The sequence below is a fragment of the Hafnia paralvei ATCC 29927 genome (assembly GCF_001655005.1).
Taxonomy (GTDB): Bacteria; Pseudomonadota; Gammaproteobacteria; order Enterobacterales; family Enterobacteriaceae; genus Hafnia; species Hafnia paralvei.
In genome coordinates this window covers 171984-196661 of sequence record NZ_LXET01000007.1, presented here as the reverse complement: position 1 = coordinate 196661, position 24678 = coordinate 171984, and the positions used below count along the sequence as shown (strand labels likewise).

Here is a 24678-nt window from a genome sequence, read left to right as displayed (position 1 = left end):
TGTACAGAGCTTGATTATGTAAAAAGAGACAAGGCTAATAATTTTATGCAGGAAATCGAACTTGATAGGCAATGCGATATACCACTGCAATTACAGATTTTTCAATACTACTATCAGGCGATAACGCATGGAGAATGTATTGCTGGTGATATGCTGCCATCAATTCGCGAATTATCCCGCAGATTAAAAATTGCGCGAATTACAGTGACATTGGCTTATGAGAAACTAGTCGCTAATGGCTATATAAAAAGCCGCCCCGGAGTGGGTTATCACGTCTGTTTTGCACGGCCGGTCAAACCCGTTGGTCGCAAGATTCCCTACTTTAAAGGCCCAGCGCCCACAAGTCTGGTGCCTGCTGAGGTTCCGGTAGATTTATATAGCCAGCCGGCCGCTGAGGTTTACTGTAAAATGGGCATTCCTGACCCTAATGCTTTTCCTTGGTCTAGTTGGCGAAAATGGAATAATGCACCATCAAATCTCAAAGAACAGTTAGTCACGCGCTACCACTCGCCACAAGGCCTACTTTCTCTACGCCAAGAGATTGTTCGCTATTTGCGCTTTTCTCGCGGCGTTGATACCCAATCTGAAAACATCATTATTACCAACGGAGTACAAGAGGGATTATCACTGCTCAGCCAACTCTTTGTGCTCAATAAATTAGCCACAAAAACAACTCCCTGCCACGTGGTGACGGAGTCTCCATGCTACTCCGGCGCTTGGCATATATTTAATTACCATGGAGCCAACATCACCGCTGTAAATGTCGATAAACACGGATTGTGTGTAGCTCAACTACCAGAACATCCAACACAACTCTGCTACGTGACTCCTTCTCATCAATATCCATTAGGCTGTCGCCTATCGCTTTCTCGGCGCAAAGCATTGTTGCTTTGGGCACAACGCGTCGGAGCTTATGTAATAGAAGACGATTATGACTCTGCATTTTCCTATGAAGAAAATCCGCTGCCTGCGCTCAAAACAATGGATACCCAAGATCGGGTCATTTATGCCGGAACCTTTTCAAAAACGCTAGGGCCAGGAATTCGATTAGGCTATTTAGTTTGCCCAGATGCGCTTCTACCCGCAGTAAAAAATATGAAGGGGCTTAGTAATAGCGGTAGCAACTGGCTATTACAGCAATTCCTAGCAGACTTTATGCACAGTCAGGTTTTTTATACCCATTTAAGTAAGTTAGCCTGCGAATACGAAGTACGGCAGCGAGTACTATTAAAAGGTCTACAACACTTATTTCCTCAAGGAAAAATATGGGGGCACTACGCTGGACTCCATCTAACGCTGATGACGTCGCTTTCCCCTGAAATCATTCAACAACTACGTGCTCGCTGCCTATTATCAGCGGTACGCTTTGACACGCTGCACGAACTAAAAAATGGGTCAGAAGACGTATGGGAAGGTCACAGTGCAGAAACAGCGATTTTTTTTGGTTTTGGAGGGCTGAACGCAACACAGTTGCAAAAAGTATTGATGGTTATCGAGCAAGAACTACCGTTTATCACATAAAGCGATTTACCATAAGCTTAGTGATTATCCTAAAGAAAATTTTATCGCTATCGCTTACCTAATACAATTACTTACAAAATCAGAAGCCCAATATTGGATTGTTTTTTGTATACCTTAGTCATTTTTCGCTGATATATACGTGTTTCAACGTAAATGTAATAAGTTTGTGATGATTGATTCAACTCAGTCAGGAACTATTATCATTTTGCGCATGGATATGGATATGATGTCGATTATCGCGGAATAACCTGTTTAAATATTGCTTTAGTAATTACAATCCACATAAATGATAATGAAATATTGAGCTAAATTGAATATTCACGACAATTATAAATCATGACAAATAATCTCTCTAATAAAATTAATTTCATTGGTTTTATTAGGATTTAATATTCACATGAGCAACAATGATCAACGTTTTATTTTTCTGGATTTTTTCATTATATAGACTACATGCTAGACTATCTTTGAATAAATAATATATAAAGATCAGGTTAAAAAACGGGAAATTCCTTGCAGGGAGCGGGGTTCAGGCACAAAAATCACTCGTTGACGTCAACTGATGTTCAGATGCGAAGGCCGGACTCGCACATGATGATTAATCCTTTGATTTAAAACAAATAAAAAATAACATTTAGATGATGTACCAACATCGATACCAACACATTTAATCGTTGATTTTGGGACTCGAATCGGGGCAAGGGTTACCTGGAAGATGACGAACTTCAGCGATCCTCTCGGGTATGCCAAAGGTCAACAATATAGATAGTGTCGCGCTGAATTTCATAGTGAACGTCATAATCATCAAACAAGATTTTTCTCACTTCTCGTGGTTCATATCTTATCTGAGAAACACCGATTCTTGGATGTTCCGCGAGCCCTGAGGTTCCTATGAGCAAACGCTCTAATACGTTGTCAGCGTGTTGCCGACTGTATTGACAGGCAAACCTATAAATACGCTCCAGATCATCCTGGGCCTTTTGGGTCCACTGTATTTCCATAGGTTACGATTTTTTCAGTTTGTTAGCGAAGTCAACTACATCCGCATGGCTAACCACTCTTCCCGCATCGACATCAGCAAGCCCTTTCAAAATCTGCTGATGCCGCCGCTCTCTCTCTTCAATCATGGCGGTCAGCGCTTCTTTAATCACCCAGCTTTTGGATCTATCCAGTTCAATAGCCAGGTTTTCAACCGCCACAGCAAGCTCTGAAGGGATCTGAGCACTGATCGTCTGTTTCGCGAGTTGTCTCATGACCGTCACCTTTTAATAAAAGTTAATAACACTTATTAAAATAGCACGTTTGTGTTCGCGTAACTACCTGCGGCGAAGACAACATCAGTCCCCCCATCATCTCGAAGCCAGCATTCCCGGAAAGTGTTTAGCAATGATGTCATTCATTCGCTCAATCAACTCCAGACGCTTGAAGACCAAATGCGCTGTGCCTTTTTGATAGTAACGAATGCTGAAGAACTCATCTTCGTAAACGCCCTTAGCCGGATTATCCCGGATATGCTCCATCAACCGGGTGGAGATATCACCCCGGTTGTCAGGGATGGGTTTTCCATCCAGCAGAAACAGCATTCGCTCCAAATCGGCCAGTTGATCCCTCCGCCAACCCCAGTTCAGACTAAATCCCCAGCGATTGTGACTTACCAGATTATTGATGATGATCTTCTTACCAAAGCTGCAGGGACTATTGGTTTTGTAATCCCATGACAGGCCTTTGAAGATGTTGATGATCCCGCGCTCAAATACATCCATTTTATTCAGGTGCAGTTGTTCAAAGGTACTGAGGATATTCTCCTCGCTGATTGCAGGAAGGTCGCCCTCCTCCAGGTTCTTGTGCCACTGGTCGCGAGCCTGTGCATCCATCAAGGCCATCATGCCGGACTTCAGCATCAAATCACGCCAGATACTGCGGTCAATATTGCGGGTGATTGCAGGCAGTGCTTTATCTACCTTCTCAGTCAGCCAACTATCGTAGCGGTGCCCTGGCTTCATCGCCCAGTCTTGCGCTGTACCCCCGCCAATTTCTGAGGTTAACCGTGAAATGGCATCAAGCTGCTCAATGAGTTGTTCTATCTGTTTCAGTGCGGTATCGCGGCCTGTGACCACACGTTCAATATTGGTCGAAAGGATGAGTTCATTGTGTTCCATTAATACATCGGGTTCTGTTTGCATCGTTAATCGTCCGTAAAAGCAAACACGCCTGCCGGGAGTGGCAGGCGCATTATGCGATGAATAAAAAAGGTGGGAAGTTCAGAAGTAAAAATCAGGAATGAAGCTCGAAGAATTTATGTATTCATCAGCCCGGTAGCTCGCCTGGCTCTGAGAATATCGGTGGCGGTCAGGAATGGCGTCTGCTCCTGCCATGTAAATCCTTTGCGGTCGATGCGTACCAGTTCATAACGTTCCACCAGAAAATTAACAGCATCGGCGAGCGTGATTCCTGCGTCGATATGCCCCTCAATGGCCGCGTCGTCATGAAATGGTGTGTCGTTAAGCGTCAGGCCGTAATGGTGCTCCAACAGATACGTTAAAAGTTGTTGCCAGACCTGCACGGGCGACAGGCGTGACGAAACCGGCACCGTGGCCGGTACAGATGAAATGCGCATGGGTAGAATCCTGAGAAAAGAAGAAGAGAGAAGGTGTTACGGGGTTGGATAAATAGAGATGTAAACGTAACCGCAGCTACCACGGGTGTCAGCTATGCAGGTTAAACCCGTAAGATGAATGTTCACCTGATGTTGCTGCTGTGGATTTAGCTCACCGAACCGCAGCATTGCTTCCAATTGACCTATAAACAGCGGGAAAGTCTGATCCAGTTTCTGCAGTTGCTCCGGGCTAAAGCTCCCCGTCAATCCAGCCCTGTCAGCTAGGTAATACAGCCGGTTGCCTTCCTGAACTAATCTTGCGCCAAATCGAGGGGTGATATCGCTTTGTAGACCCCATTCATGAGATGGTGTGATTGACATGAAAATCTCCGTTTAAAGCAAACCCTGCTCAGCAAAAGAAACCACTTCATTCCCAACAACCAGATGATCCAGCACTCGCACTTCTACCAGTGCTAAAGCTTTCACTATCCGCTGAGTGATGTGTTTATCCTGCTGACTGATTTCTGTCGTACCTGACGGGTGGTTATGCGCCAGAATTACCGCAGCGGCATTGTGTTTCAGAGCCAATTTAACCACTTCGCGGGGATGCACTTCGGTATGGCTGAGTGTGCCGGTAAACAGTGTTTCGCATCCCAGCAGGCAGTGCTGATTGTCGAGATACATCACGATAAAAACTTCACGCTCCTGATGAGCCATCTGTAATTGCAGCCAGGTTTTAGTGAAGCTAGTGGAAGTAAATGGCTCACTCGGTTGACGCTGATATTTCTCCAGCAATCGTAACGCCCGACGAATGATACGCTGCTCGTTTGCAGGAAATACCGGGGATAAATTGAATACAGACATATTTGTTCCTTAAAACAAAAAGCCTCGCCGGTTTATTGGCAAGGCCTGGGGGAAGGGATAATAAAAGAGGTTCATGAAGCAAGCTGCAGCATATTCTCAGCCATCACCCACAGAGCACGGTTGAGCTTTACATCACCGTCGATACCTTTAACAGCGCGTGTATGGGCGCGTTTACCTTTGGTGGTTCGTCCAGACAGACCGCCTTTAATCAGGTTTTCCTGAATGCGCTGATAAGTGGTCCACAGGTCGTTACTTTCATCCTGCCAGCGGCGCGGGGATAGGATTTGCGATTCCGTCACCGGTTGATGCTCTTCACCAAAGCGATAAGTTAATGCCGCTTTTGCCATCGCCTGCTGAGCAGGTGGCGGTAACATCAGCGACTGCATGGCATCGCGTTTCTCTTCTACGCGATCAAAAATCCCCAGCACTTCGTAAGCTCCTTCAATGACTTTCTCCACCACGTTGCCTTTATGTGGCACACGTACCTCTCCAAAACTCTCACCGCAAATTAGTCCATTCTGGCAAACCGATCTGAATAACCCCGGCAGCATCTGGTATGAGCTGGAGCCGTCGTGGCTATTAAGCAGTATGATTTCAGGCACCTGCTTGCCAGTGATCTGGCCTTCGCGACGCAGACGTAGCATGTGCTTAGTATGTTCGCGTTTGCTCTGGTCGCGCACACGGGTCTGGCAGGCAAAGAACGGCTGGAAACCTTCACGTTTCAGGTTATCGAGCAGGGTAATGGTCGGGATGTACGTATATCGCTCACTGCGTGATTGATGCTTTTCTTCGCTGAAGACGCTGGGCACATAATGGGCCAATTCGTCGCGGGTTAGCGGGCGGTCGCGGCGTACAAGATTGACCGCACCAAAGCGGCTGGCTAATCGGATCATTGCTATTCCTTATTTAGACATTAAAAACGAAAAGGCCATGCTTCCCGAAGGAGGCATGGCCTATAAGATGATGGTAGGGCTGTTAAGAAAGAATGTTAACCAGCGGTATTCCTGCAGCCGCTGAGGTCATCCAGCTCTTTTTCCGTATTCTTAATACCAGGAGTAAAACTTCCTACTTTTTTATCATTAACATAAACATCGAACGTTGCGGCGTGACCGAGGGCATCAATAAACTGAATCCAAGCGTTGTCTCCATTTCGCCAGCCCAGCGATGCAGGTAACGGGAACTGTTGATCATCGGTCACAACCGTTATTGTTGTTTTGTCATCGCGTGAGTCCACGCGAGTACCGTCAGGTAGGTCGATGAATACATTGTGCTGTAGGGTATTCTGCTCATCCGGGGTCATGGTGCAGTTAAGGTTAAAAACGACATTTTCCGGGTTGGTGATTAGATATTCTGTTATCCCCTGACCAAATCCACTGGACCACATATTCGGTATTGCCTGAGCCGTTGTTGCGGATGTCAGAATTGATACCATCAGAATTCCGTAAAATAACCGCATAATTTTCTCCTTAAATGAATTTCCTGAGCTATTTGGGAGGAATTCTATTTTGTAACGTATTCCAACGAGTCAACAGGCTGGTTATTGAAATACACCACAATCTTAGCCAGAACATTTGGATTGCTGGTTTTAACAAAACCGACCTTAAAGTTACCGCGACAATACTGCTCAAACGTCACTTTATTGTGATCGTCGGGCACAATGGTTCTGGCGATGCCTGATTCACGGTCAACGATACCCCAAATCCCGTTGGGGCAGTTCGCTTCAGGCTTAGGCTGATTTACTATCGCAACGCGTTTGCCTGGTGAGATGTCAACGATACGACAGGCTTTTGTAAGCACCATCCGTTGATTGCACCAGAAAAGCTTACCGGAACTGGATTCGCGAGTGATAGCCGGGATACCACCTTGAATAGAGCCCGACCAGCCATTCTCGATATTCGCATGAGCCTGATTCGCCATAAAACTTGAAGTGAAAGCTATTAGAGCGGATGCGCAATATATGGTACGGCACAAATTCGTATTAATATTTTGAAGGTAACTCATCTTTAATCTCTTGAAAGTTATGGTCAATGTAGTTCGGCTCTGAAGGTTGATATCACGTCATTGATGAACTGAAAGTGAGGTAACGCCTGAAGAAAATCTGGACAGGAGAGGATGTCGCGTACTGCGGTATCAAGGGTAAAGCTGTCGTTGTGGAGCGTGACAGCTCGGATTTCCGCGAGGGGAAATACTGCTATCCGGGCCTGATGCTCGCCTGTCAGATACCACTCACCATCACGTAAAACCAGACGGTAGGGAGCAAGACCCGTACAGCGACAACCGTTTCCCAGTAGCGTTATTTTCCTGTGTTCAGACACCGCATTCACCAGTTGGGCGAACACGCCAGAGTCTGGGGATGGCACCTGCGCAACTCCCGGCCAAATAAGGCAAGGAGCTTCCACTGGCCCGCTCAAAAGAGAACTGGCCAGATGGTTGTCCATATCAGGAAACAGCGCTTCAACCCCCGACTGGCGAGCAAACGTCATCACCGCCAGCTCTCTCTGTCGACCTCCGGACAGCAAGCGACACTGACCTTTGCGATACTCCAGATCCAGATACATCAGACGTTCCCGAAAGTCCCTGCGCAGGGTACGAACCGACACACCGAATTCAGTTGCCAGCTTTCGCAAATCCAGAGTTTCACCCGCCACCAGGCGGCTGATTATTAACGACAGCCTGACGGCAAGCCGGTCATGACGGCGTTCAGCCTGAGTCATGAGACAGGTTCTCCAGTAATATAATTAGCTGAAAATTAAAAAGTTATTTTAACGAAAGGGTGGGACAGGGAGTGGACACAAGAAGACGTATTTTTTACTGTTGCTGAAATCAACTGTGACGGGGCTTAAAGGGAAAACTGTCGAAATTCAGCAGATTATAAACATCAGAACGGACAGGGTGTGTCCTGAATATAATGGCAGGTAAGCCAGCTCAGAAGAAAATCCAGTCCCAAACGGCACGGGCAACGGATACTACGGCATCGCGGACAGTACGAATAATCGCTTTTAATGGTGCAGGAATAAATGATGCCGCTTCCGCAGAATCAAACACCTCTCCTACTGCGTTGCCAAAGCCCTCACGAGCCTGCTTTTTTATCGGTTCACCGCATAACCTCCCGTGCAGTTGTGTCGCCAATGGGCTGGTGGCTCGGTCTGGCAGGCAGCACATCATCGTTTCTACCATTGATGGCAGATTCCATTCTGTTCTCGCTGAGACAGCGCACACCGGATGGCTCAGTGAAAACAGCTGGCGAATGGAGTCCAGCTTGGTCACGATATTAGTCAACTGGTGCGGTGATGGTGCATTGCTGGTGGCGTTCCATTCATGACATGGCTCGATTTTGTCAGCCTGGTTAACGACAATCAGCACCCGTTGTTGGTAGCCAGTCATCACACGCCGGTAGAAACGTTCATCGATGGAGAAAGCACGATCATCGGCTTTAATAACCCACAGGATGAGATCCAGCTCAGGGAGAATACGGCGATACAGATTTTCATATTCTTTATCCCGTTGCTCACTCTCGCCTACACCGGGTAGGTCTACCAGTATCAGGCTATGCTCGCCACTACTCAGGCGCAGGCGTAGTACGTCACGGGTGCAGGCATCAATATCACTGACGGGAGTGACCTCACCCTGGAACAGCGCATTACACAGGCTACTTTTCCCGGCCCCTGTTTTGCCCATAATGCCGATGATCGGTTCGTAATGAGTGAGCTTTTGAATATGGTCAAGAATATGTTTTCCAATGGCATAGGGGAGCGATGCCAGCGGTTTCTCGATGGCCTGCAGACCTTCTGATTTTTTCATGAAACGACCTCAGACAGAAAAACAAAACCCCCGAGCCAGGAAGGCTTCGGGGGTGATTCACCGGGATAATATCTGTCTGAAATTATTTGGAATGATGTGTGTCCTGCACCATATCTGATTTACTACTATCTAGCCTTCAAAATGCCCACACGCAATAACTCATTATCGATAAGACATTTGAGTGCTTCATCCAGCGTTATGCTTTTACTTTCAGCAATCTGGCTCAACTTCTTTTGGTATAATTTATTTAATTTTAAAGGTGGGACTGTATCTTTTATCTTTTTCCTACGAGATTTTTGCTCCCAAGCTTTACCCAGTTCTTCGAGCAATATTTCTTTGTGATTTAATGAACTTGCACTTCCCAAACCATGAGAAATTAATTTCTCACCCTTCCTTCTTTTATTTTCCTTCAGATAACTCAGTTGCTCGTTACTCCAGCCTTTCCAGTTATCAAATATGGCAATAATGAAATGGTAACGTTGTTCACAGGAAATAGGCTTGGTATCAATAGAAATATATTTTTTCCTCATTTGCTCCCAAACCCACAAACATTGTTCTTCGTTATCCTTGTCCAGCCATGAAAATGCACTAGGGAACTGATTGCTGGCATTAGCCCAAGCTACCACCACTTCCGTAATCACTTGATCCGCCAGCCTTGGCGATCGATACATGTTCAAAATGACATCGATTATTTTTTCCATTACATCTGGAATGACATCCGTGTTTGTTATCCTTGAGAAGTCTAATCCATTAGCCTGATCACATTTTGGTAGAACCAAACTTATATCTAACTCCTCTAAGCCCAGGTCTAAATCCTGAATATTTATCTCGCTTTTATTATTCATTTCTCCCGTATTCTGAGGGGACATGACCACTTTAGGATCATGGACATGAAGCTTTGGCACATCGGGAGTAGTTCGGATGTTCGCACTAGCAAGTGCTACGGTTTTCTTTGTTAGTAAATGAAAGAGAAAGAAATGCCTTGCCCTGGGGTTTGTCCTTAACCACTTCAGGCGACTTGCCAGCCTCTGTGTCTTTTTTCGCATTTCCCGTTCATCGAATTCATCCCCCTCCACGATACATCTCCTACTCCAGAATGGTTGTTTTCCATCATTTCACTCAAGAGTAAAAGAACACAACCCAGATGTAAACCATACTTTTTTTGAAGAAAATAATGATATAAAAACAGTGTATTAATGTAGTAAAAGTGTAGTGCTAAATTTCAGATACAACATAAAATATCAATAAGTTAGGTATGGCACCTAGCCTTTTTCGCATCAAGGATACAGTATTCTACTTACAACCCATGAAAAAACTTACCCCATTGTGTTCTGCACAAAAATCGTAGCCAAATTCAGCAGTCACGTCCCTCTGCCATTAACTCGATTGACTGCTCAGTAACTACATGGAAAGAAGTGGATGCTTTATTCACTCCCGCAGTAAGCGACCTTATGACATTTAATGAAAAAATTTCCCTTAGCACAGTGCTCAATGGCAGCCAAGAAATTGGTATGGAGTGGCGTTCAGGGAACTCGGTAGCTGATAGCTGGCGGATTGTTATGAGGTAACACTAAGCAATTCAATTTGCCTGTAGGCCCGTAGTGGCATAGAGGTCAATGACCTTCAACTTTTTTTACAGATTACCGGGTTGGTATGCCGAAGCACGTGGTCGTTATCAAACATCACGAGTCCGGCTTACCTTTCTTAACCGGAGAATCGAACAATGAATACCCATCCATCTCTTTTAGAAGACCAGTTTGTCAATATGGCATTTATCACCAACCTGACTGGTTTAACGGACAAGTGGTTCTATAAGCTAATTAAAGATGATGTTTTCCCAAAACCAATAAAAATGGGTCGTAGCTCCCGCTGGTTAAAAAGTGAAGTTGAAACCTGGCTTCAGGAACGCATTAACCAGTCACGCAAATAGGCCTCTCCCCTAACTAAACCCGCAGCATGAAAATAATTATCCGGCTACCCGGAGATTTTCTGTTGCCTGTAATTTAAGCCAGAAGGAATATGAACCATGAAAGACTATAAACCGCGTTACGAAGAACTTCATAAATGCTACCAGACTTGGTTGACGGATTTTACGAAGCTGACTGTCCGGCAGGGAATGTGTCATCAAAACATATATCACTATCATAGCCTGACGGTTGGCTGTCTTAATTTTCCAGGGAAAGAACCTGTTATTGCTATTGTGCCTCACTGGCTACATCGGCTTATTTATGGAAAGGCAGCGGCAGCATCATTATCGATAGATGATGACCTGAGTGTAAGCTTATTAACGCAGGAACACCTGCTGGCCCACCATCCCATGCTTGAAGGCGTTCTGCTTTCCGAATGTGTCCGTTTAAAACAGCGTTCACTGGCAAATAAGCTCACCAGCCTGTTTCAGCAGTTTAGAGGGGCTGAACTTCGTCTAAAGCTTGTCTGGCTGTGCTGGTACGATTTGATGTTGGGGAATTGTCTTGCTGATTGGATTGAAAGTCTAAAGTTCAAAACAAGCGAGGAAGTAAATAACTGGGTTAATGACCGGCAGGCTGAGAACCATATGCTTACCAGCATGATAGATGAGTACGTCTGCTTTGCCTACCGCACTGTACTCGATCCGCTGATTTGAGCCGCTCGAAAAGCGACGCATACATAACCATTCCAGGGCAAATACATATTTTATGGAGCAGCTAACTTCGGAGTAATTATTTTCATTGAAACAATAAGTTAAGCCTTGCCCCAAAAGGTTCCGCTAAGCGGAGCTGATGTCGGATAGGTAGTATTTACCTATGGGGTAAGGCCCAGCAACCTCTCAATAGCCATATAATACAAACAATTAAATAACCCCCTGCAGGGCATAAGGCTGTAATAACCAGAGCCGTATGCTAAGTCACAAGCAACGCCTGACCAGTATCCCCGTCAGCGTTAATTCCTGAATCTCCCAATCACTATGCCTGTCTGTGTTTCAGGAAGGCACCTGTATGCCTGCTGTTTCCCGATAGGTGGAGGAATCCATTATGTTTTTGTTCGATGACATCATCCATCCAATGGTAGTGGACCAACGCCATGAACCTTTCAACGAGAAATATCTACAACGTATCGAAGGGGTACTTTGTAACGCACTGCAGGACCATCCACAAACCACGGTTATCAGGGTGGATTTACACTTACCGGAAGCCGGAGATGTGGGTGACAGCATTGTCAGTGATGCTGACTTAAGCCCGGGACTAATGTCCCGCTTTATCGACTCACTGAAAGCTCAGATAGTCGCTTACCGACAAAGAAAAGCCAGGGAAGGTAAACGCTGCCATCGCTCTTCAGTTCGCTACGTCTGGGTGCTGGAGCAACCAGAACTGGGCGGCAAGAAGCATTATCACATGGCCCTCTTCGTCAATACAGACACGTTCAATGCTCTGGGAAGCTACGACGAACAGGGGAAAGGTCTGGCCTCTCTTGTTCAAAACGCATGGCTAAGTGCAATGAAGAAGCGTGACTGGCCTGAATATCTGACGCTGGTGCACTTTGTTGATAACCCTCTGGCTTTCCTGGAGCTTAATAAACCGGAGTTTATGGACAAACTAAATGCACTGACTTTCCGTCTGAGCTACATGGCAAAGCATCGAACTAAACGCTATAGCAGTGCTGAACGCTCATTCGGCTGTAGTCAGGGCTGAGATTCCATACACTGTTTTTGCTGATGGCGATTTATTTACGCAACAACTTCATAGTGTGACAACCGCACCGCGATACCCTTCTCAATCCTTTTAATCTATACAACAGCATGGCGTCTGCCTGCCCTTCAGGGACGGCTTACGCCTGCCAACAGGAGTCCGATTATGTTACGAGGCTATTAACCACACAGGGCGCGCCTAACGACAGTTATATCTGTCTTCTCTGTGGCTATACGTTGCATGATTGTCCTTATGCGAAGCCAGACATCAGTGAAATGCAGCTGATTAATCGTCTGCACCATATCTATCTCAATGCTTAACAGAGACAATCGGCACTGTACGCAATCTGGCACTAATTATTAAGGATCAGTCGCTGCCCGGCCTACCACGCCAAATATTCAGAACTGAAGTAGAACTGAGATCAACTTTGCTGAATTAGTCTGTTCTATAATCGTCCGGTCACTGGGAATTACTATAATGCTTTCTGCATTCATCTATAGCTGAAAACATATCCCGCGCAGGACGCATCTGGTAAGTAATTGCCATTTGAAATCCCCCTTCCTGGAATCCGAGATGATCCAGACTGATGATTTCATCCGTTTTAGCCCAATACTTATCACCGTTCACCTCCAATACCTTCTCGCGATAAACCATAATTTTTTCTGGATAGTCTGGTCGCTCTCCTTCTTTTGAAAATATTTCGTAACGGACATATCCATTGCTTTCGTCTCCAAGTAATAGCACCTTGGCAAGGTTAAGTTGTACCATTTCTATATCCTTATCGTAATTTGTCAGTACCGGCTTCGTTCAAATTGGGCTAAGTAAACGATTCTGGGGCAATTAATCATCGAGACATACGTTGCTTGATTACTCCAAAGAACATTCCCCAGAGATGTTCTGACATCCCTTCGTTTGTCAGCAACTCTTCTCGTGAGGTGCCACTGCTAAATCCTCCCATCAGAGCACGGAAACCGAGAGATTGACCATTATCAGCAAGGCTCAGGCTTTCGTTAATGCTGTTTCGAACAACGTTATCCTGGCTATAACAGATATCCCCCATTCCATGATGTTGATTACCACGCCAGATGCCACATTGACCAACCTTGCTACCGTTGATATACACTGAGCAAGTGAATGAATTCGCATCAATTCGCTGGAAATCAACGTCTAACCCAGCATGACGATTTTTAAGTTCATCCAGCGAGTTTTCAAAATAACGAGCGACATACTCAAAACCCTCGTGGCGGGCGCGATCTTTATCCAGGTCGGTAAAGCTCTTGGGTAGAGAAAGATTGCTGGAACGCGGTGTAAAAACGGTATCTGCTGCCTGAAGCATCGGATTCACCGGAGCTGCAGCGTGCACACTCTGCTGCGGCTTTTTCGCTTTTATATTGTCAATAGCGCGGGAAACTGCATCGACGACCTGAACATAGCCTTCATCGTGGCTGGAAAATCGGGTAATCGGTTTACCATCGATTGTCGCCGCCATAATGCTGCCGAACGGCAACTGATGCCAGGCACAATCTCTTAAGATTACCGGAATGACCACCGCTTCACCCCGGTTGTGCCGCTCAAGCGCATTAGCCATTTCAACCTGATAGCAGTAATCAGAATTGATGAAATCACTACTGATCAGTAGCAAGATGATATCTGCTTGGGAAAAGTACAGATCAATCTGGCGCTCAAACTCTTGGCCTGGAACGATACGGCGATCGTGCCATGTGCTAATTTTACCTATCCGCTTCAGAGGGGACAGGTGCTTCTGAAGTTCATTGAGTAGTGCTTCATCTGCATGAGAATAGGAAAAAACGAGAGTGGTCATAGCGCGTAAGATGCTCCGGTAGGGAAATGAAAAACACCGTTATTTTGCACCTATTAAGTGTAAAAGAGTAATCCCCCCTTGCCGCAAGGTATTGATGCGGAAATCAGCCCTTCATCTTGGTATCGCTCTGACGTCAGGGTATGATCCCTAATAATTTCCCCGATTCTACGCAACCTGGGCACCGAACCAGGCATAGATGATTTTTTGAGGTTTTGATGGACAACGCTGAACAGCAATTTCTGAACGATCTGGATACTAAATTCTGGAAAGCCGCAGACAAGCTACGCGCCAATATGGACGCGGCCAACTACAAGCATGTGGTACTGGGTCTTATCTTTCTGAAGTATGTTTCAGATGCCTTTGACGCCCGTCAGAAGGAACTGAAAGGGCTGTTTGAAGATAAGTCCAACCTGGACAACATTTACGCGCTTTCTCGTGACGATTACGACACAGAAGAGGCTTACCAGCAGGCGATCGCAGAAGAACTGGAAGTCCAGGACTATTACACCGAGAAAAACGTCTTCTGGGTGCCAAAGCTGGCTCGCTGGGAAACGCTTAAAACCAACGCGGCTTTACCTGTAGGGACGGTTCTGGGGAAAGACGATAGCAGTAAAAATATCGTCATGACGTCAGTATCAAAGCTGATTGATATCGCTCTGGATACTATCGAAAACAGCAACCCGAAGTTGAAAAACATCCTTAACCGTATCGGACACTATCAGCTTGGTAACGACCTGTTAATCAGCTTAATTAACGTTTTCTCCGATACTAGTTTCAGCGAGCCTAAATACAATGGCGTGAAGCTCAATTTGAAGAGCAAAGATATTCTCGGTCACGTTTACGAGTATTTCCTCGGTCAGTTCGCGCTGGCGGAAGGCAAACAGGGCGGCCAGTATTACACGCCCAAAAGTATAGTGACACTGATTGTTGAAATGCTTCAGCCCTACAATGGCCGCGTTTATGACCCGGCAATGGGTTCCGGTGGATTCTTTGTTTCCAGCGATCGCTTTATTGAAGCGCATGCTGATGAAAAGCATTACAACGCGGCTGAGCAGAAACGCAATATCTCCGTTTACGGGCAGGAGTCGAACCCGACTACTTGGCGTCTGGCTGCGATGAACATGGTGATTCGTGGCATCGATTTTAACTTCGGTAAACAGAACGCCGATACGTTCCTGAACGACCAGCATCCGGATCTGCGTGCTGATTTTGTTATGGCTAACCCACCGTTCAATATGAAAGAGTGGTGGAATGCAAAGCTGGAAGATGATATCCGCTGGCAGTACGGCACACCACCGCAGGGTAATGCCAACTTTGCCTGGATGCAGCATATGATCCACCATCTGGCACCGAAAGGTTCAATGGCGCTACTGCTGGCGAACGGTTCAATGAGCTCCAATACCAACAGTGAAGGCGAAATTCGCCGGGCGATTATCGAGGCGGATCTGGTTGAGTGCATGGTGGCGCTGCCGGGACAACTGTTTACCAACACCCAAATCCCGGCCTGTATCTGGCTGTTGACCAAAGATAAATCTGGCGGTAACGGTAAGGCGCACCGTAAAGGCGAAGTGTTGTTCATCGACGCCCGCCAGATTGGCTTTATGAAAGATCGCGTGCTGCGTGATTTTTCGGCAGATGATATTAGAAAGATTGCCGATACTTTCCACGCCTGGCAGACGGATAAGAATTATGAAGATAAGGCTGGTTTTTGTTTTGCTGCCACACTGGACGATATAAAGAAAAACGATTTTATCTTGACCCCGGGGCGCTACATTAGTGAGGTTAATCAGGACGACGACAATGAGCAATTTGCCGAGAAGATGGCGCGATTGACCGCACAACTTAAAGACCAATTGGAAGAACGCGAAAAACTGGAAGTACAGATTAAGGTAAATCTGGCGGAGATGGGTTATGAATTCTGATTGGAAAATAGTTAAACTTGGAGATGTCTGCACTATTCGACGCGGTTCTTCTCCTAGACCAATTGTTGATTATATGGCCCCTAAGGGAATGCCATGGGTTAAAATATCTGATGCTACTGAGAGCAAGTCTAGATATATATCTAAAACGAAAGAATTTATAAAGCCAGAAGGTATTAGTCGTAGTGTTATTGTGAACAAAGGCGATTTAATTCTTTCCAATAGTGGAACGGCTGGATTACCAAAGTTTATGGAGATAACAGCATGTATCCATGATGGATGGCAAGTATTTACTGAGCTAGTTGATATTGATAAAGAGTTTCTTTATTACGTATTGTTAAATATAAGGAGCAGGCTTCTTCATAATGCTTATGACAGCACTATGAAAAACCTGACCTTAGATATGGTACGTGATGCACAGGTTAGGCTCCCACAAATTAAAGAACAAAAGAGAATCGCAGGTGTTTTGTCATCAATAGATGGAATGATTGAGTGTAATCAAAACGTCAATCAAACCCTCGAACAAATGGCACAGGCCCTGTTCAAAAGCTGGTTTGTTGATTTTGAACCGTTAAAAGCCAAAATCGCGGTGCTGGAAGCAGGTGGTTCGCAGGAAGATGCAACACTTGCTGCCATGACGGCAATTTCTGGAAAGGATGCTGATTCTTTGGCTATTTTTGAGCGAGAGTATCCTGAAAAATATACTGAACTCAGGGCTACGGCAGAGTTGTTCCCGCCGACTATGCAGGAAAGTGAATTAGGGGACATTCCGGCTGGATGGACTTCGCAACGAATGTCAAATATAGCAACCCTTCATTACGGAAAAGCATTAAAAAAAACAGAACGTATTGATGGGCCATATCCTGTCTATGGTTCGGGTGGGATTACCGGTTCTCATAACGCTTACCTTGTTGAAGGGCCTGGTATTATAGTGGGCAGAAAAGGCTCAATTGGTACAATTTATTGGGAAGATGGAAAATTCCATCCAATTGATACTGTCTATTACGTAGCCACTAAAGAAGAAATTCCATTAAGTTATTTATATTATTTAATGAAAACATTGAATCTGCCCAGCATGAACACCGACGCTGCTGTTCCTGGATTAAATAGAGATAATGTTTATCGTCTTGAAGTATTGAAACCAACTCAATCTATCTTGAATAAATTCGACAATCACATAGCAACCATCAGAAATAATATTCAAAAAAATAATACTACAATAGTATCCTTAGTGGGTTTACGCGACACCCTACTTCCCAAACTCCTCTCCGGCGAAATCAGCCTACCGGAAGCAGAGGAAGTAGCAAAGGAAACTGACTATGTTTAAAGTCGATCAGCCCAGCAATAGCCTGCAACCGCTTCAGGAAACTACCTTCACTAACGCGGTTTTCACCGAACGCTATCACTTGCAGGAATGGCTGGCGAAGCATCCGCAGGCATTGACTCGCAACAGTGATGATGAACTACTTATCATTCAGAAAGAGTTTGCCGGGTTTGACGATACCAAAGAACGGCTTGATCTACTGGCGATAGACAAGGACGGTAATCTGGTGATCATCGAGAACAAGCTCGATGATTCCGGACGCGATGTCGTCTGGCAGGCGCTGAAATATGCGGGTTACTGCGCCAATTTGCGCAAAGAACATATCGTTGAGATCTTTCAGCGTTACCTTGATCAGAACGAACCAGAAGAAACGCGTCCTGCGGCTGACGTGCTCGCTGAATTTCTTGAGTACGATAGCCTGGAAGAGGTGCAAATTAACCAAAATCGTTCACAGCGCATTATGATGGTCGCAGCAAATTTCCGCAAAGAAGCAACCAATACCGCACTCTGGTTAATGCAGTTCAATATTCGCGTACAGTGCTTTAAGGTCACTCCTTACCGTTATGGTAACGATGTGTTTATTGATATCAAGCAGGTTATCCCAACGCCGGAAGCGGAATCTTACATGATCGGTATGGCGCAGAAAGAGGCTGAGGAGCAGTCCACGACTGGAGAATCCAAAGCTCGCCACCATTTACGTAAGGCGTTCTGGACCCAGGCTCTGGAGAAATTCCGCGTTAGCTCATGTTCACTTTACAATAATATCAGCCCGTCCACCGACCACTGGTTAAGCGCAGGTTCTGGCATCAGTGGCGTTTCGTACAATCTTATCTTCAGCAAAAAAGAAATTAGGGTTGAGCTTTGGATTGCCAAACCGTCAGCACAAACTAATACATTTGCGTTTGACTGGCTTCATGAACGCAAATCCGCTATCGAAAATCGCTTTGGACATGAAATTGTTTGGCAGGCCTTACCGGATAAGAAATCCTGTCGTATTACTTACAGAAAACCCATCAACGGCATCGCAGATCAGGAAAAGTGGCCGGAGATGGTTGACTGGTTGGTAGAGCATATGACGGCATTTGAAAAAGCCTTTTCAATATGTCTACCGGAACTTAATCAGTTGATTAAGCGAACCTTTAACGGGCATGATGAAGCTGAAATTATCACTGAAGAAGCCGAACACGTTTAACACAGGACGTTACCGATGCTAACCGAAGACGACTTAGAACAGCTTTGCCTGGGCTGGTTTGCCGAACAAGGCTGGGAAATTCATCACGGGCCGGATATTGCCCCTGATGGTAGTAACCCGCAACGCGCCAGCTATCATGATGTGTTCCTGACGCCCGTGTTAACCTCCTGCCTGCAAAAAATCAACCCGCATCTGCCCGCAGACGTCTTCGAACAGGTTATCTCCCGTATTACTCGCGCTGAAAGCCCTGATCTGATTGCCAGTAACAAAGCCTTCCATCACTGGCTGCTGGAAGGGGTTCCGGTACAATACCGCCGCGACGAAGAACTTATCCACGATCACGCTCTGCTGGTGGATTTTAACCAGCCGCAAAACAACCGTTTTATGGTGGTCAATCAAATGACCATCAGCGGGACGAAACAGCCTCGTCGCCCGGATATCATCTGCTTTATTAACGGACTGCCGCTGGCGGTGGTGGAGCTGAAAAGCCCCATCGACGACAAAGTAGATATCTGGGATGCCTACCACCAGTTACAGACCTATAAAGATGAAATCCGCGATCTGTTTATCAGCAATGAAGCGCTGGTTGTCAGCGATGGCTATCTGGCACGTGTGGGTTCTCTGACGGCCACGGAAGAACGTTTTATGCCGTGGAAGACCATCAGTAATGAAAATGATAAGCCTCTGCTGGAATGGCAACTGGAAACTATGGTGCGGGGGTTCTTTAACCGGGAACTGCTGCTCGACTATATCCGCTACTTCGTCCTGTTCGAGAACAACGATGAAAGGCTAATTAAAAAAATAGCCGGTTATCACCAGTTCCACGCGGTGCGTGAAGCCGTGCAGGCGACGATCGTCGCTGCTACCGGTAAGCAACTGGCCCTGCACAGCAACATTCAGCCAGGCAGTAAGAAGGCGGGGGTGGTCTGGCATACGCAGGGTTCTGGTAAAAGCATCTCCATGTGTTGTTATGTCGGCAAACTGCTACAACAACCGGAGATGGGCAACCCAACGATTGTGGTCGTGACCGATCGTAACGATCTGGACGGCCAGCTTTACGGCACATTCTGCCAGGCGCAGGAACTGCTCAAACAGATGCCAGTGCAGGCGGAGGACCGCGAAACACTGCGGGAACTGCTTGCAACTCGCGATGCAGGCGGCATTATCTTCACTACCGTGCAAAAGTTCTCCCCGGAAGAAGGGGAAAACGCCCATCCGATACTCAATGGGCGCAGTAATATCGTGGTTATTTCCGATGAAGCACACCGCAGCCAGTACGGCATGAAGGCCAATCTGGATCGGGAAACCGGCGTCTATAAATACGGTTACGCTAAACATATGCGTGACGCGCTGCCCAACGCCTCGTTTCTGGGATTTACTGGAACACCGGTTTCGGCAGAGGATCGCGATACCCGCGCTGTATTTGGCGATTACGTCTCGATTTACGATATTCAGGATGCGGTGGACGATGGCGCAACAGTGCCTATTCACTACGAATCCCGGCTGGCGAAACTCGATCTCAATCATGAAGAACTGGCGGCGCTCTCCGATCAGGTTGATGAACTGATTGAAGATGATGAGTTGGACCTGCGTGAAAAAACCAAAGGTGAATGGAGCCGTCTGGAGAAACTGGTTGGGGCTAAACCTCGTCTCCAGCAGGTTGCCGCCGATCTGATTTCTCACTTTGAGAAGCGCAATACCGTAATGGACGGCAAGGCGATGATTGTCGCGATGAGCCGTGAAATCTGCGTCCATCTTTACGATGAAATTATCGCGCTGCGCCCGGAGTGGCACAATGACGATCCTGAAAAGGGGCAAATCAAAATCGTGATGACCGGTACGGCATCTGATAAGGCTATGCTGCAACCGCATATCTACAACAAACGAACTAAAAAACGGCTGGAGTCCCGCTTCAAGAATATGAACGATCCGCTGAAGCTGGTTATCGTGCGCGATATGTGGCTGACCGGCTTCGACGCCCCCTGCTGTAACACTATGTATATCGACAAGCCAATGCGCGGACATAACCTGATGCAGGCCATTGCCCGCGTCAACCGGGTATTTAAAGATAAACCCGGCGGGCTGGTGGTTGATTACATCGGAATCGCCAATGAACTGAAACTGGCACTGAAAACCTATACCGATGCAAACGGTAAAGGCGATGCGACCATTAATGCCGAAGAAGCGCTGGCAATTATGCTGGAAAAGCTGGACATCATCCACGGTATGTTTGCCAAAACAGCAACGTCAGCGGGTTTTGACTACACCGGCTTTGAAGCTCACGCACAAAAGCTGTTGGTGCCTGTTGCAAACTACGTGCTCGGCCTTGAAGACGGTAAGAAGCGTTTTCTCGATAACGTATTGGCAATTACTAAAGCCTGGTCGCTTTGCTGTACGCTGGATGCAGCACAGTCTTATAAACTGGAGATTGCTTTCTTGTCTGCGGTAAAAGCCGCTATCAGCAAATTTACCAGTGTGGACAAAAAAATAAGCCAGGCCGAGAAAAACTCCGCGCTGAAACAGATTCTGGATAATGCCGTAATTGCTAATGGCGTGGATGATATTTTCACACTGGCCGGGCTGGATAAACCCAATATTGGCTTACTTTCTGATGAGTTTTTGCAGGAAGTCCACGATATGCCGTATCGCAACCTGGCGGTAGAGTTGCTGGAAAAACTGATTAATGATGGTATCCAGTCCCGCAAAAAAAATAACGTGGTGCAGGAGAAGAAGTATTCGGAACGTCTTCAGGCGGTGTTAATTAAATATAACAACCGGGCTATTGAGACGGCACAGGTGATTGAAGAGCTGATCCAGATGGCGAAGGATTTTCAGTCCGCAATGGCGCGTGATGATGCGCTGGGCCTGAATCCTGACGAGATCGCCTTCTACGACGCACTGGCAGAAAACGAAAGCGCCGTCCGAGAGTTAGGGGATGAGGTACTTAAGAAACTGGCGATAGAAGTGACGCTGAAGCTGCGGCAATCCACTACCGTTGACTGGCAGGTACGGGAAAGCGTTCGTGCAAGGTTGCGTATCCTGGTTCGCCAGACTCTGCGTCGGTATAAGTACCCGCCAGATAAAACGCCGGGTGCGGTGGAGTTAATATTAAAACAAGCGGAAGTTATTTCGAATCATTGGACGATGTAACAAGTGAAAATTTCTGTCAGGAGCATGTTATAAGGAAATACTAGTATGGCCAAAATGATTCCGGCCTTCGGACCCATTGATAATGATAGTTATGGAGAAAAAACGGTCTATGCCCTGTTAAAAGAAGGGCTGTCCGATGATTTCACCGTGATTCATAGTCTCCCGTGGTTGAGTTCGGCGGCCCGGCATTTGGGTATGAAACTACCTCCAAGTGGAGAAATAGATTTTCTTGTTCTCCATCGTATTTATGGTGTTTTAGCGTTAGAGGTAAAAAGTGGGATATATCGCGTAGATGGCCCTATTTTTGTACATCTCAAAACAAATAATAATGTCGATGTCGTGAAGCAAACTCGTAACAATGTCCATGGATTAGCCCGTTGGTTAGGGGGAGCAACAACGTTGCGGTTGCGTATTGGGTATGGTTTTATTTTTCCTGATAGCCATTTCGATAATAAAGTTATAAATACAGCAATGGTTGATGCGTCTGTAAGACCATTTAGAAAAATATTCGTTGATAAAAGCCAACTCCCGGAAATTGCAAAGTACACTATTGAGATAATGCAATACTGGAAATCTGCATTAGGAAATAATGATTTAGGAAGTGAACGACTTCAATTAATAATAAAATCTATATGCCCGCAATTTGATGGTACGCCTGACTGGGGAACCCGAATTGTTTATGATAATCAACTCTGGTTAAGACTCACACATGAACAAATTAAGGTCATTGAACTCCTGTCAGAATATCAACGATTTGTTGTAACTGGATGGCCAGGAACAGGAAAGACTTTGATTGGGATTGAATTTGCCAGGCGATTGGTTAAAGAACAAAAAAAAGTTTTATTTATTACTTTCAATAACCGTCTTTCTGAATACATTCGACAACAAACTCCAGTTTCATTATGCGACGTTTTTACCTGGCACAAACTATGTCATCAGGCTCGTAATAGATTAGCCCTGCCTCCCGAGTCTCCAACAGGCTGGTTTGAATCAGGATGCTGCGAGGATTTGCTTAGTGCATTAAAGAAAAACAAACTAAAGGATTATGATGCTTTAATTATTGACGAAGCACAGGCGTTACATTCTTCGTGGTTGGAAACCTTATTTTGTTGGTTTGAAAATAAAAGAATTATTGCATTTTGTGATGAAACCCAAACGTTCTCTTTTGAAAAAGGGACGAATCACATTGATCTTCAACGGATAATTAATTCCCAATTTTCCTTCAGCTTAACTATTGTGTTAAGATGTCCTAAAGCCGTTACTGATTATTTAATGGCTATCAGGCCTTCATCATATCAAATTACGTCCCCCAGAAATAACGAACCCGATACGTTAAAAGAATTAGTTGTTATCGATCCACTTTCCACATTGCTTAATGAAATCTTACGACTGAAAGAAAGTTCTGTGCCATCTGATGAGATTACCGTCCTTGTCCCTACGGATTTAGTGAAAAACTTCCTCCAGAAAGACATGAAAACTTTTGATATAAATATTGAAACTGTATCTCGTTTTCGTGGTATGGAATCACCTGTTGTCATTACACTGGATTCCGAAAACATGGAGGATGCTCAATTATTTTGCGCTTATTCAAGAGCAACAACAGCCTTCATTGCAATTTATGATTCGGAGAAATTAGCATGGAGAGAAAATAATAATTTTCTGCATAAACTAATTAATAGAGAGGAAATCCAGAGAGCAATTAATGAAGCAAAACATAACTCATCCTCCAAAGTTCTTATGGCTGATTTTTTCAGCGAAGGGGATCTGAAACTAAACACTGTAAAATTAGCATGGTCAAAAAACCTTTCTTCTTGGCTTATTGAGTTTGATGAAGAAAATTCCTCAACGGAAACGTGGATTGATTTTTTATATTCTCATTATACTTGGCCAATTTTATATTGGTTTGGAACTTCACGAAGAGTTGTTTATTACATTACAAATCAACAATTCGAATTAAACACATTAGGCGCAGGGACAAATTTATCAATAAAAAATTGTGCCATGTGTGAAAAGATGATACCTTTTGATTCTGAGAATAATTGTTTGCTTTGCAATAAAAAAACTGAAGAGTCGTCACCAACCAGATATGAAATTAATAAAATTCGCGAGTTTGATTTAACAATCTCTCAGAATAATTTTAATTCAGCTGTTCAAAAAGAAAAGAGACGATTATTACCCATACCGTTAGCGGCAGCTATTGCCCGAAGAGTGGCATTTGAAAAGCCATATAGAAATAAAGTACTAAGCGAATCATTACCTGGCGGAAAGCTTCTCTACAGAAGTGCATTAGCTTTTATACAGGCTTGGGTTGCATTATTACCACCGAATAAAACACTAGTATTGGATGAGATAACAGATGCACTACGTAAACGCTATATTCATCTTGAGCAATTGGATCGCTCTGAATTAAGGAATGCTTTAGCCTGTGCACTGTCAACTTGCTACAATAAAAAGCATCTTATTAAAGTTGGAAAAGGGAAATATTCACCTATTGACGACTAAGAACTCTTATATAACCCTATTTAAGGTTAGGATGGATATGTTTATGAGGCTTTTTTCACGACGGTGTAGAGAATACAAAAGTTCTGAAGGTGCTTAAGCCACACATTTTCTTTGAAGATCAGTATGTGCATTTGATCGTGACTGTAAATTCCTTATGACAGTAACTCCTAACTTGCCTAATGTGAAACATCATGTATTGTCGCTGACAAACCACTTAGTCATTAAGACTGAATTGTATTAGCTCAAAATTGACTTGGCTGTTTTCACCGGTAGCACACAAGCAAACCTGACGGTCTGCTTCGAGCGAGGAGCGGAAATTGAC

General features: G+C 45.3%; 23 protein-coding genes and 1 pseudogene. 10 read left to right on the top strand and 14 right to left on the bottom strand.

Features of this window, described 5'->3' with window-relative positions:
- The first annotated feature begins 45 nt into the window (after nucleotides 1–45).
- On the top strand, nucleotides 46–1521 hold the full coding sequence (gene pdxR, locus M988_RS02400) for a MocR-like pyridoxine biosynthesis transcription factor PdxR (protein WP_064572699.1): 1476 nt from the start codon (nucleotides 46–48) through the stop codon (nucleotides 1519–1521).
- Between the two features lie 725 nt (nucleotides 1522–2246).
- On the opposite strand, the gene M988_RS02395 is transcribed toward pdxR, so the two are convergent.
- The 12 genes from M988_RS02395 to M988_RS02340 form a co-directional block, all read right to left on the bottom strand.
- Nucleotides 2247–2522, bottom strand: a complete 276-nt coding sequence (locus M988_RS02395) for a type II toxin-antitoxin system RelE/ParE family toxin (RefSeq protein ID WP_049617298.1) — start codon at nucleotides 2520–2522, stop codon at nucleotides 2247–2249.
- 3 nt (nucleotides 2523–2525) lie between these two features.
- The gene (locus M988_RS02390; RefSeq protein WP_064572698.1) at nucleotides 2526–2774 is read right to left on the bottom strand and encodes a CopG family ribbon-helix-helix protein; all 249 of its coding nucleotides are present in this window, start codon (nucleotides 2772–2774) and stop codon (nucleotides 2526–2528) included.
- A 96-nt stretch (nucleotides 2775–2870) separates the two neighbouring features.
- A complete protein-coding gene (locus tag M988_RS02385; protein ID WP_064572695.1) occupies nucleotides 2871–3704 on the bottom strand; it encodes a DUF4942 domain-containing protein in 834 nt (277 codons plus the stop codon).
- Between the two features lie 113 nt (nucleotides 3705–3817).
- A complete protein-coding gene (locus M988_RS02380) occupies nucleotides 3818–4138 on the bottom strand; it encodes a TA system toxin CbtA family protein (protein WP_064572692.1) in 321 nt (106 codons plus the stop codon).
- Nucleotides 4139–4174: 36 nt separating this feature from the next.
- Nucleotides 4175–4498, bottom strand: coding sequence for a type IV toxin-antitoxin system YeeU family antitoxin (locus M988_RS02375; protein ID WP_064572690.1), 324 nt, complete (start codon nucleotides 4496–4498; stop codon nucleotides 4175–4177).
- A 12-nt stretch (nucleotides 4499–4510) separates the two neighbouring features.
- Nucleotides 4511–4981, bottom strand: a complete 471-nt coding sequence (gene radC, locus M988_RS02370; protein ID WP_057068553.1) for a RadC family protein — start codon at nucleotides 4979–4981, stop codon at nucleotides 4511–4513.
- A gap of 71 nt (nucleotides 4982–5052) precedes the next feature.
- On the bottom strand, nucleotides 5053–5874 hold the full coding sequence (locus M988_RS02365; protein ID WP_064572686.1) for a DUF932 domain-containing protein: 822 nt from the start codon (nucleotides 5872–5874) through the stop codon (nucleotides 5053–5055).
- Between the two features lie 95 nt (nucleotides 5875–5969).
- Nucleotides 5970–6437 carry a hypothetical protein gene (locus M988_RS02360; RefSeq protein ID WP_211271665.1) on the bottom strand — a complete coding sequence of 156 codons (468 nt, stop codon included), beginning with the start codon at nucleotides 6435–6437 and terminating at the stop codon, nucleotides 5970–5972.
- A 44-nt stretch (nucleotides 6438–6481) separates the two neighbouring features.
- Complete coding sequence (locus tag M988_RS02355) at nucleotides 6482–6898, bottom strand: hypothetical protein (RefSeq protein ID WP_064572684.1); 417 nt, start codon at nucleotides 6896–6898, stop codon at nucleotides 6482–6484.
- Nucleotides 6899–7005: 107 nt separating this feature from the next.
- Nucleotides 7006–7695 (bottom strand): helix-turn-helix transcriptional regulator, encoded by a 690-nt coding sequence (locus M988_RS02350; protein WP_064572682.1) that lies wholly within the window; start codon nucleotides 7693–7695, stop codon nucleotides 7006–7008.
- 211 nt (nucleotides 7696–7906) lie between these two features.
- Complete coding sequence (locus M988_RS02345) at nucleotides 7907–8782, bottom strand: GTPase family protein (protein WP_064572680.1); 876 nt, start codon at nucleotides 8780–8782, stop codon at nucleotides 7907–7909.
- Nucleotides 8783–8907: 125 nt separating this feature from the next.
- The gene (locus M988_RS02340) at nucleotides 8908–9858 is read right to left on the bottom strand and encodes a hypothetical protein (RefSeq protein ID WP_064572678.1); all 951 of its coding nucleotides are present in this window, start codon (nucleotides 9856–9858) and stop codon (nucleotides 8908–8910) included.
- Between the two features lie 647 nt (nucleotides 9859–10505).
- Between M988_RS02340 and M988_RS02335 the strand changes: the two genes are divergently transcribed.
- The 3 genes from M988_RS02335 to M988_RS02325 all read left to right on the top strand — a co-directional run bounded on the left by M988_RS02335 (nucleotide 10506) and on the right by M988_RS02325 (nucleotide 12450).
- Nucleotides 10506–10712 (top strand): helix-turn-helix transcriptional regulator, encoded by a 207-nt coding sequence (locus M988_RS02335; RefSeq protein ID WP_033853003.1) that lies wholly within the window; start codon nucleotides 10506–10508, stop codon nucleotides 10710–10712.
- 96 nt (nucleotides 10713–10808) lie between these two features.
- The gene (locus M988_RS02330; protein WP_064572675.1) at nucleotides 10809–11405 is read left to right on the top strand and encodes a hypothetical protein; all 597 of its coding nucleotides are present in this window, start codon (nucleotides 10809–10811) and stop codon (nucleotides 11403–11405) included.
- 388 nt (nucleotides 11406–11793) lie between these two features.
- On the top strand, nucleotides 11794–12450 hold the full coding sequence (locus M988_RS02325) for an inovirus Gp2 family protein (protein ID WP_080990571.1): 657 nt from the start codon (nucleotides 11794–11796) through the stop codon (nucleotides 12448–12450).
- 456 nt (nucleotides 12451–12906) lie between these two features.
- On the opposite strand, the gene M988_RS02320 is transcribed toward M988_RS02325, so the two are convergent.
- Complete coding sequence (locus M988_RS02320) at nucleotides 12907–13215, bottom strand: hypothetical protein (protein ID WP_049617288.1); 309 nt, start codon at nucleotides 13213–13215, stop codon at nucleotides 12907–12909.
- Between the two features lie 76 nt (nucleotides 13216–13291).
- Nucleotides 13292–14269 carry a toll/interleukin-1 receptor domain-containing protein gene (locus M988_RS02315; RefSeq protein ID WP_064572673.1) on the bottom strand — a complete coding sequence of 326 codons (978 nt, stop codon included), beginning with the start codon at nucleotides 14267–14269 and terminating at the stop codon, nucleotides 13292–13294.
- A gap of 215 nt (nucleotides 14270–14484) precedes the next feature.
- On the opposite strand from M988_RS02315, the gene M988_RS02310 reads away from it, so the two are divergent.
- The 6 genes and pseudogenes from M988_RS02310 to M988_RS23230 form a co-directional block, all read left to right on the top strand.
- Nucleotides 14485–16191 (top strand): class I SAM-dependent DNA methyltransferase, encoded by a 1707-nt coding sequence (locus M988_RS02310; protein ID WP_064572672.1) that lies wholly within the window; start codon nucleotides 14485–14487, stop codon nucleotides 16189–16191.
- On the top strand, nucleotides 16181–17515 hold the full coding sequence (locus M988_RS02305; protein WP_064572671.1) for a restriction endonuclease subunit S: 1335 nt from the start codon (nucleotides 16181–16183) through the stop codon (nucleotides 17513–17515). The genes M988_RS02310 and M988_RS02305 overlap by 11 nt, the downstream gene beginning before the upstream one ends.
- Entirely contained in the window at nucleotides 17508–18704 is a 1197-nt protein-coding gene (locus M988_RS02300; RefSeq protein ID WP_064572670.1) for a DUF4268 domain-containing protein, read from the top strand. Before M988_RS02305 ends, M988_RS02300 begins: the two co-directional genes overlap by 8 nt.
- A gap of 15 nt (nucleotides 18705–18719) precedes the next feature.
- Entirely contained in the window at nucleotides 18720–21854 is a 3135-nt protein-coding gene (locus tag M988_RS02295) for a type I restriction endonuclease subunit R (RefSeq protein WP_064572669.1), read from the top strand.
- A 45-nt stretch (nucleotides 21855–21899) separates the two neighbouring features.
- A complete protein-coding gene (locus M988_RS02290; RefSeq protein ID WP_064572668.1) occupies nucleotides 21900–24356 on the top strand; it encodes a nuclease-related domain-containing DEAD/DEAH box helicase in 2457 nt (818 codons plus the stop codon).
- Nucleotides 24357–24406: 50 nt separating this feature from the next.
- Nucleotides 24407–24493: pseudogene (locus tag M988_RS23230) on the top strand (hypothetical protein); the annotation flags it as partial.
- Nucleotides 24494–24678: the final 185 nt, after the last annotated feature.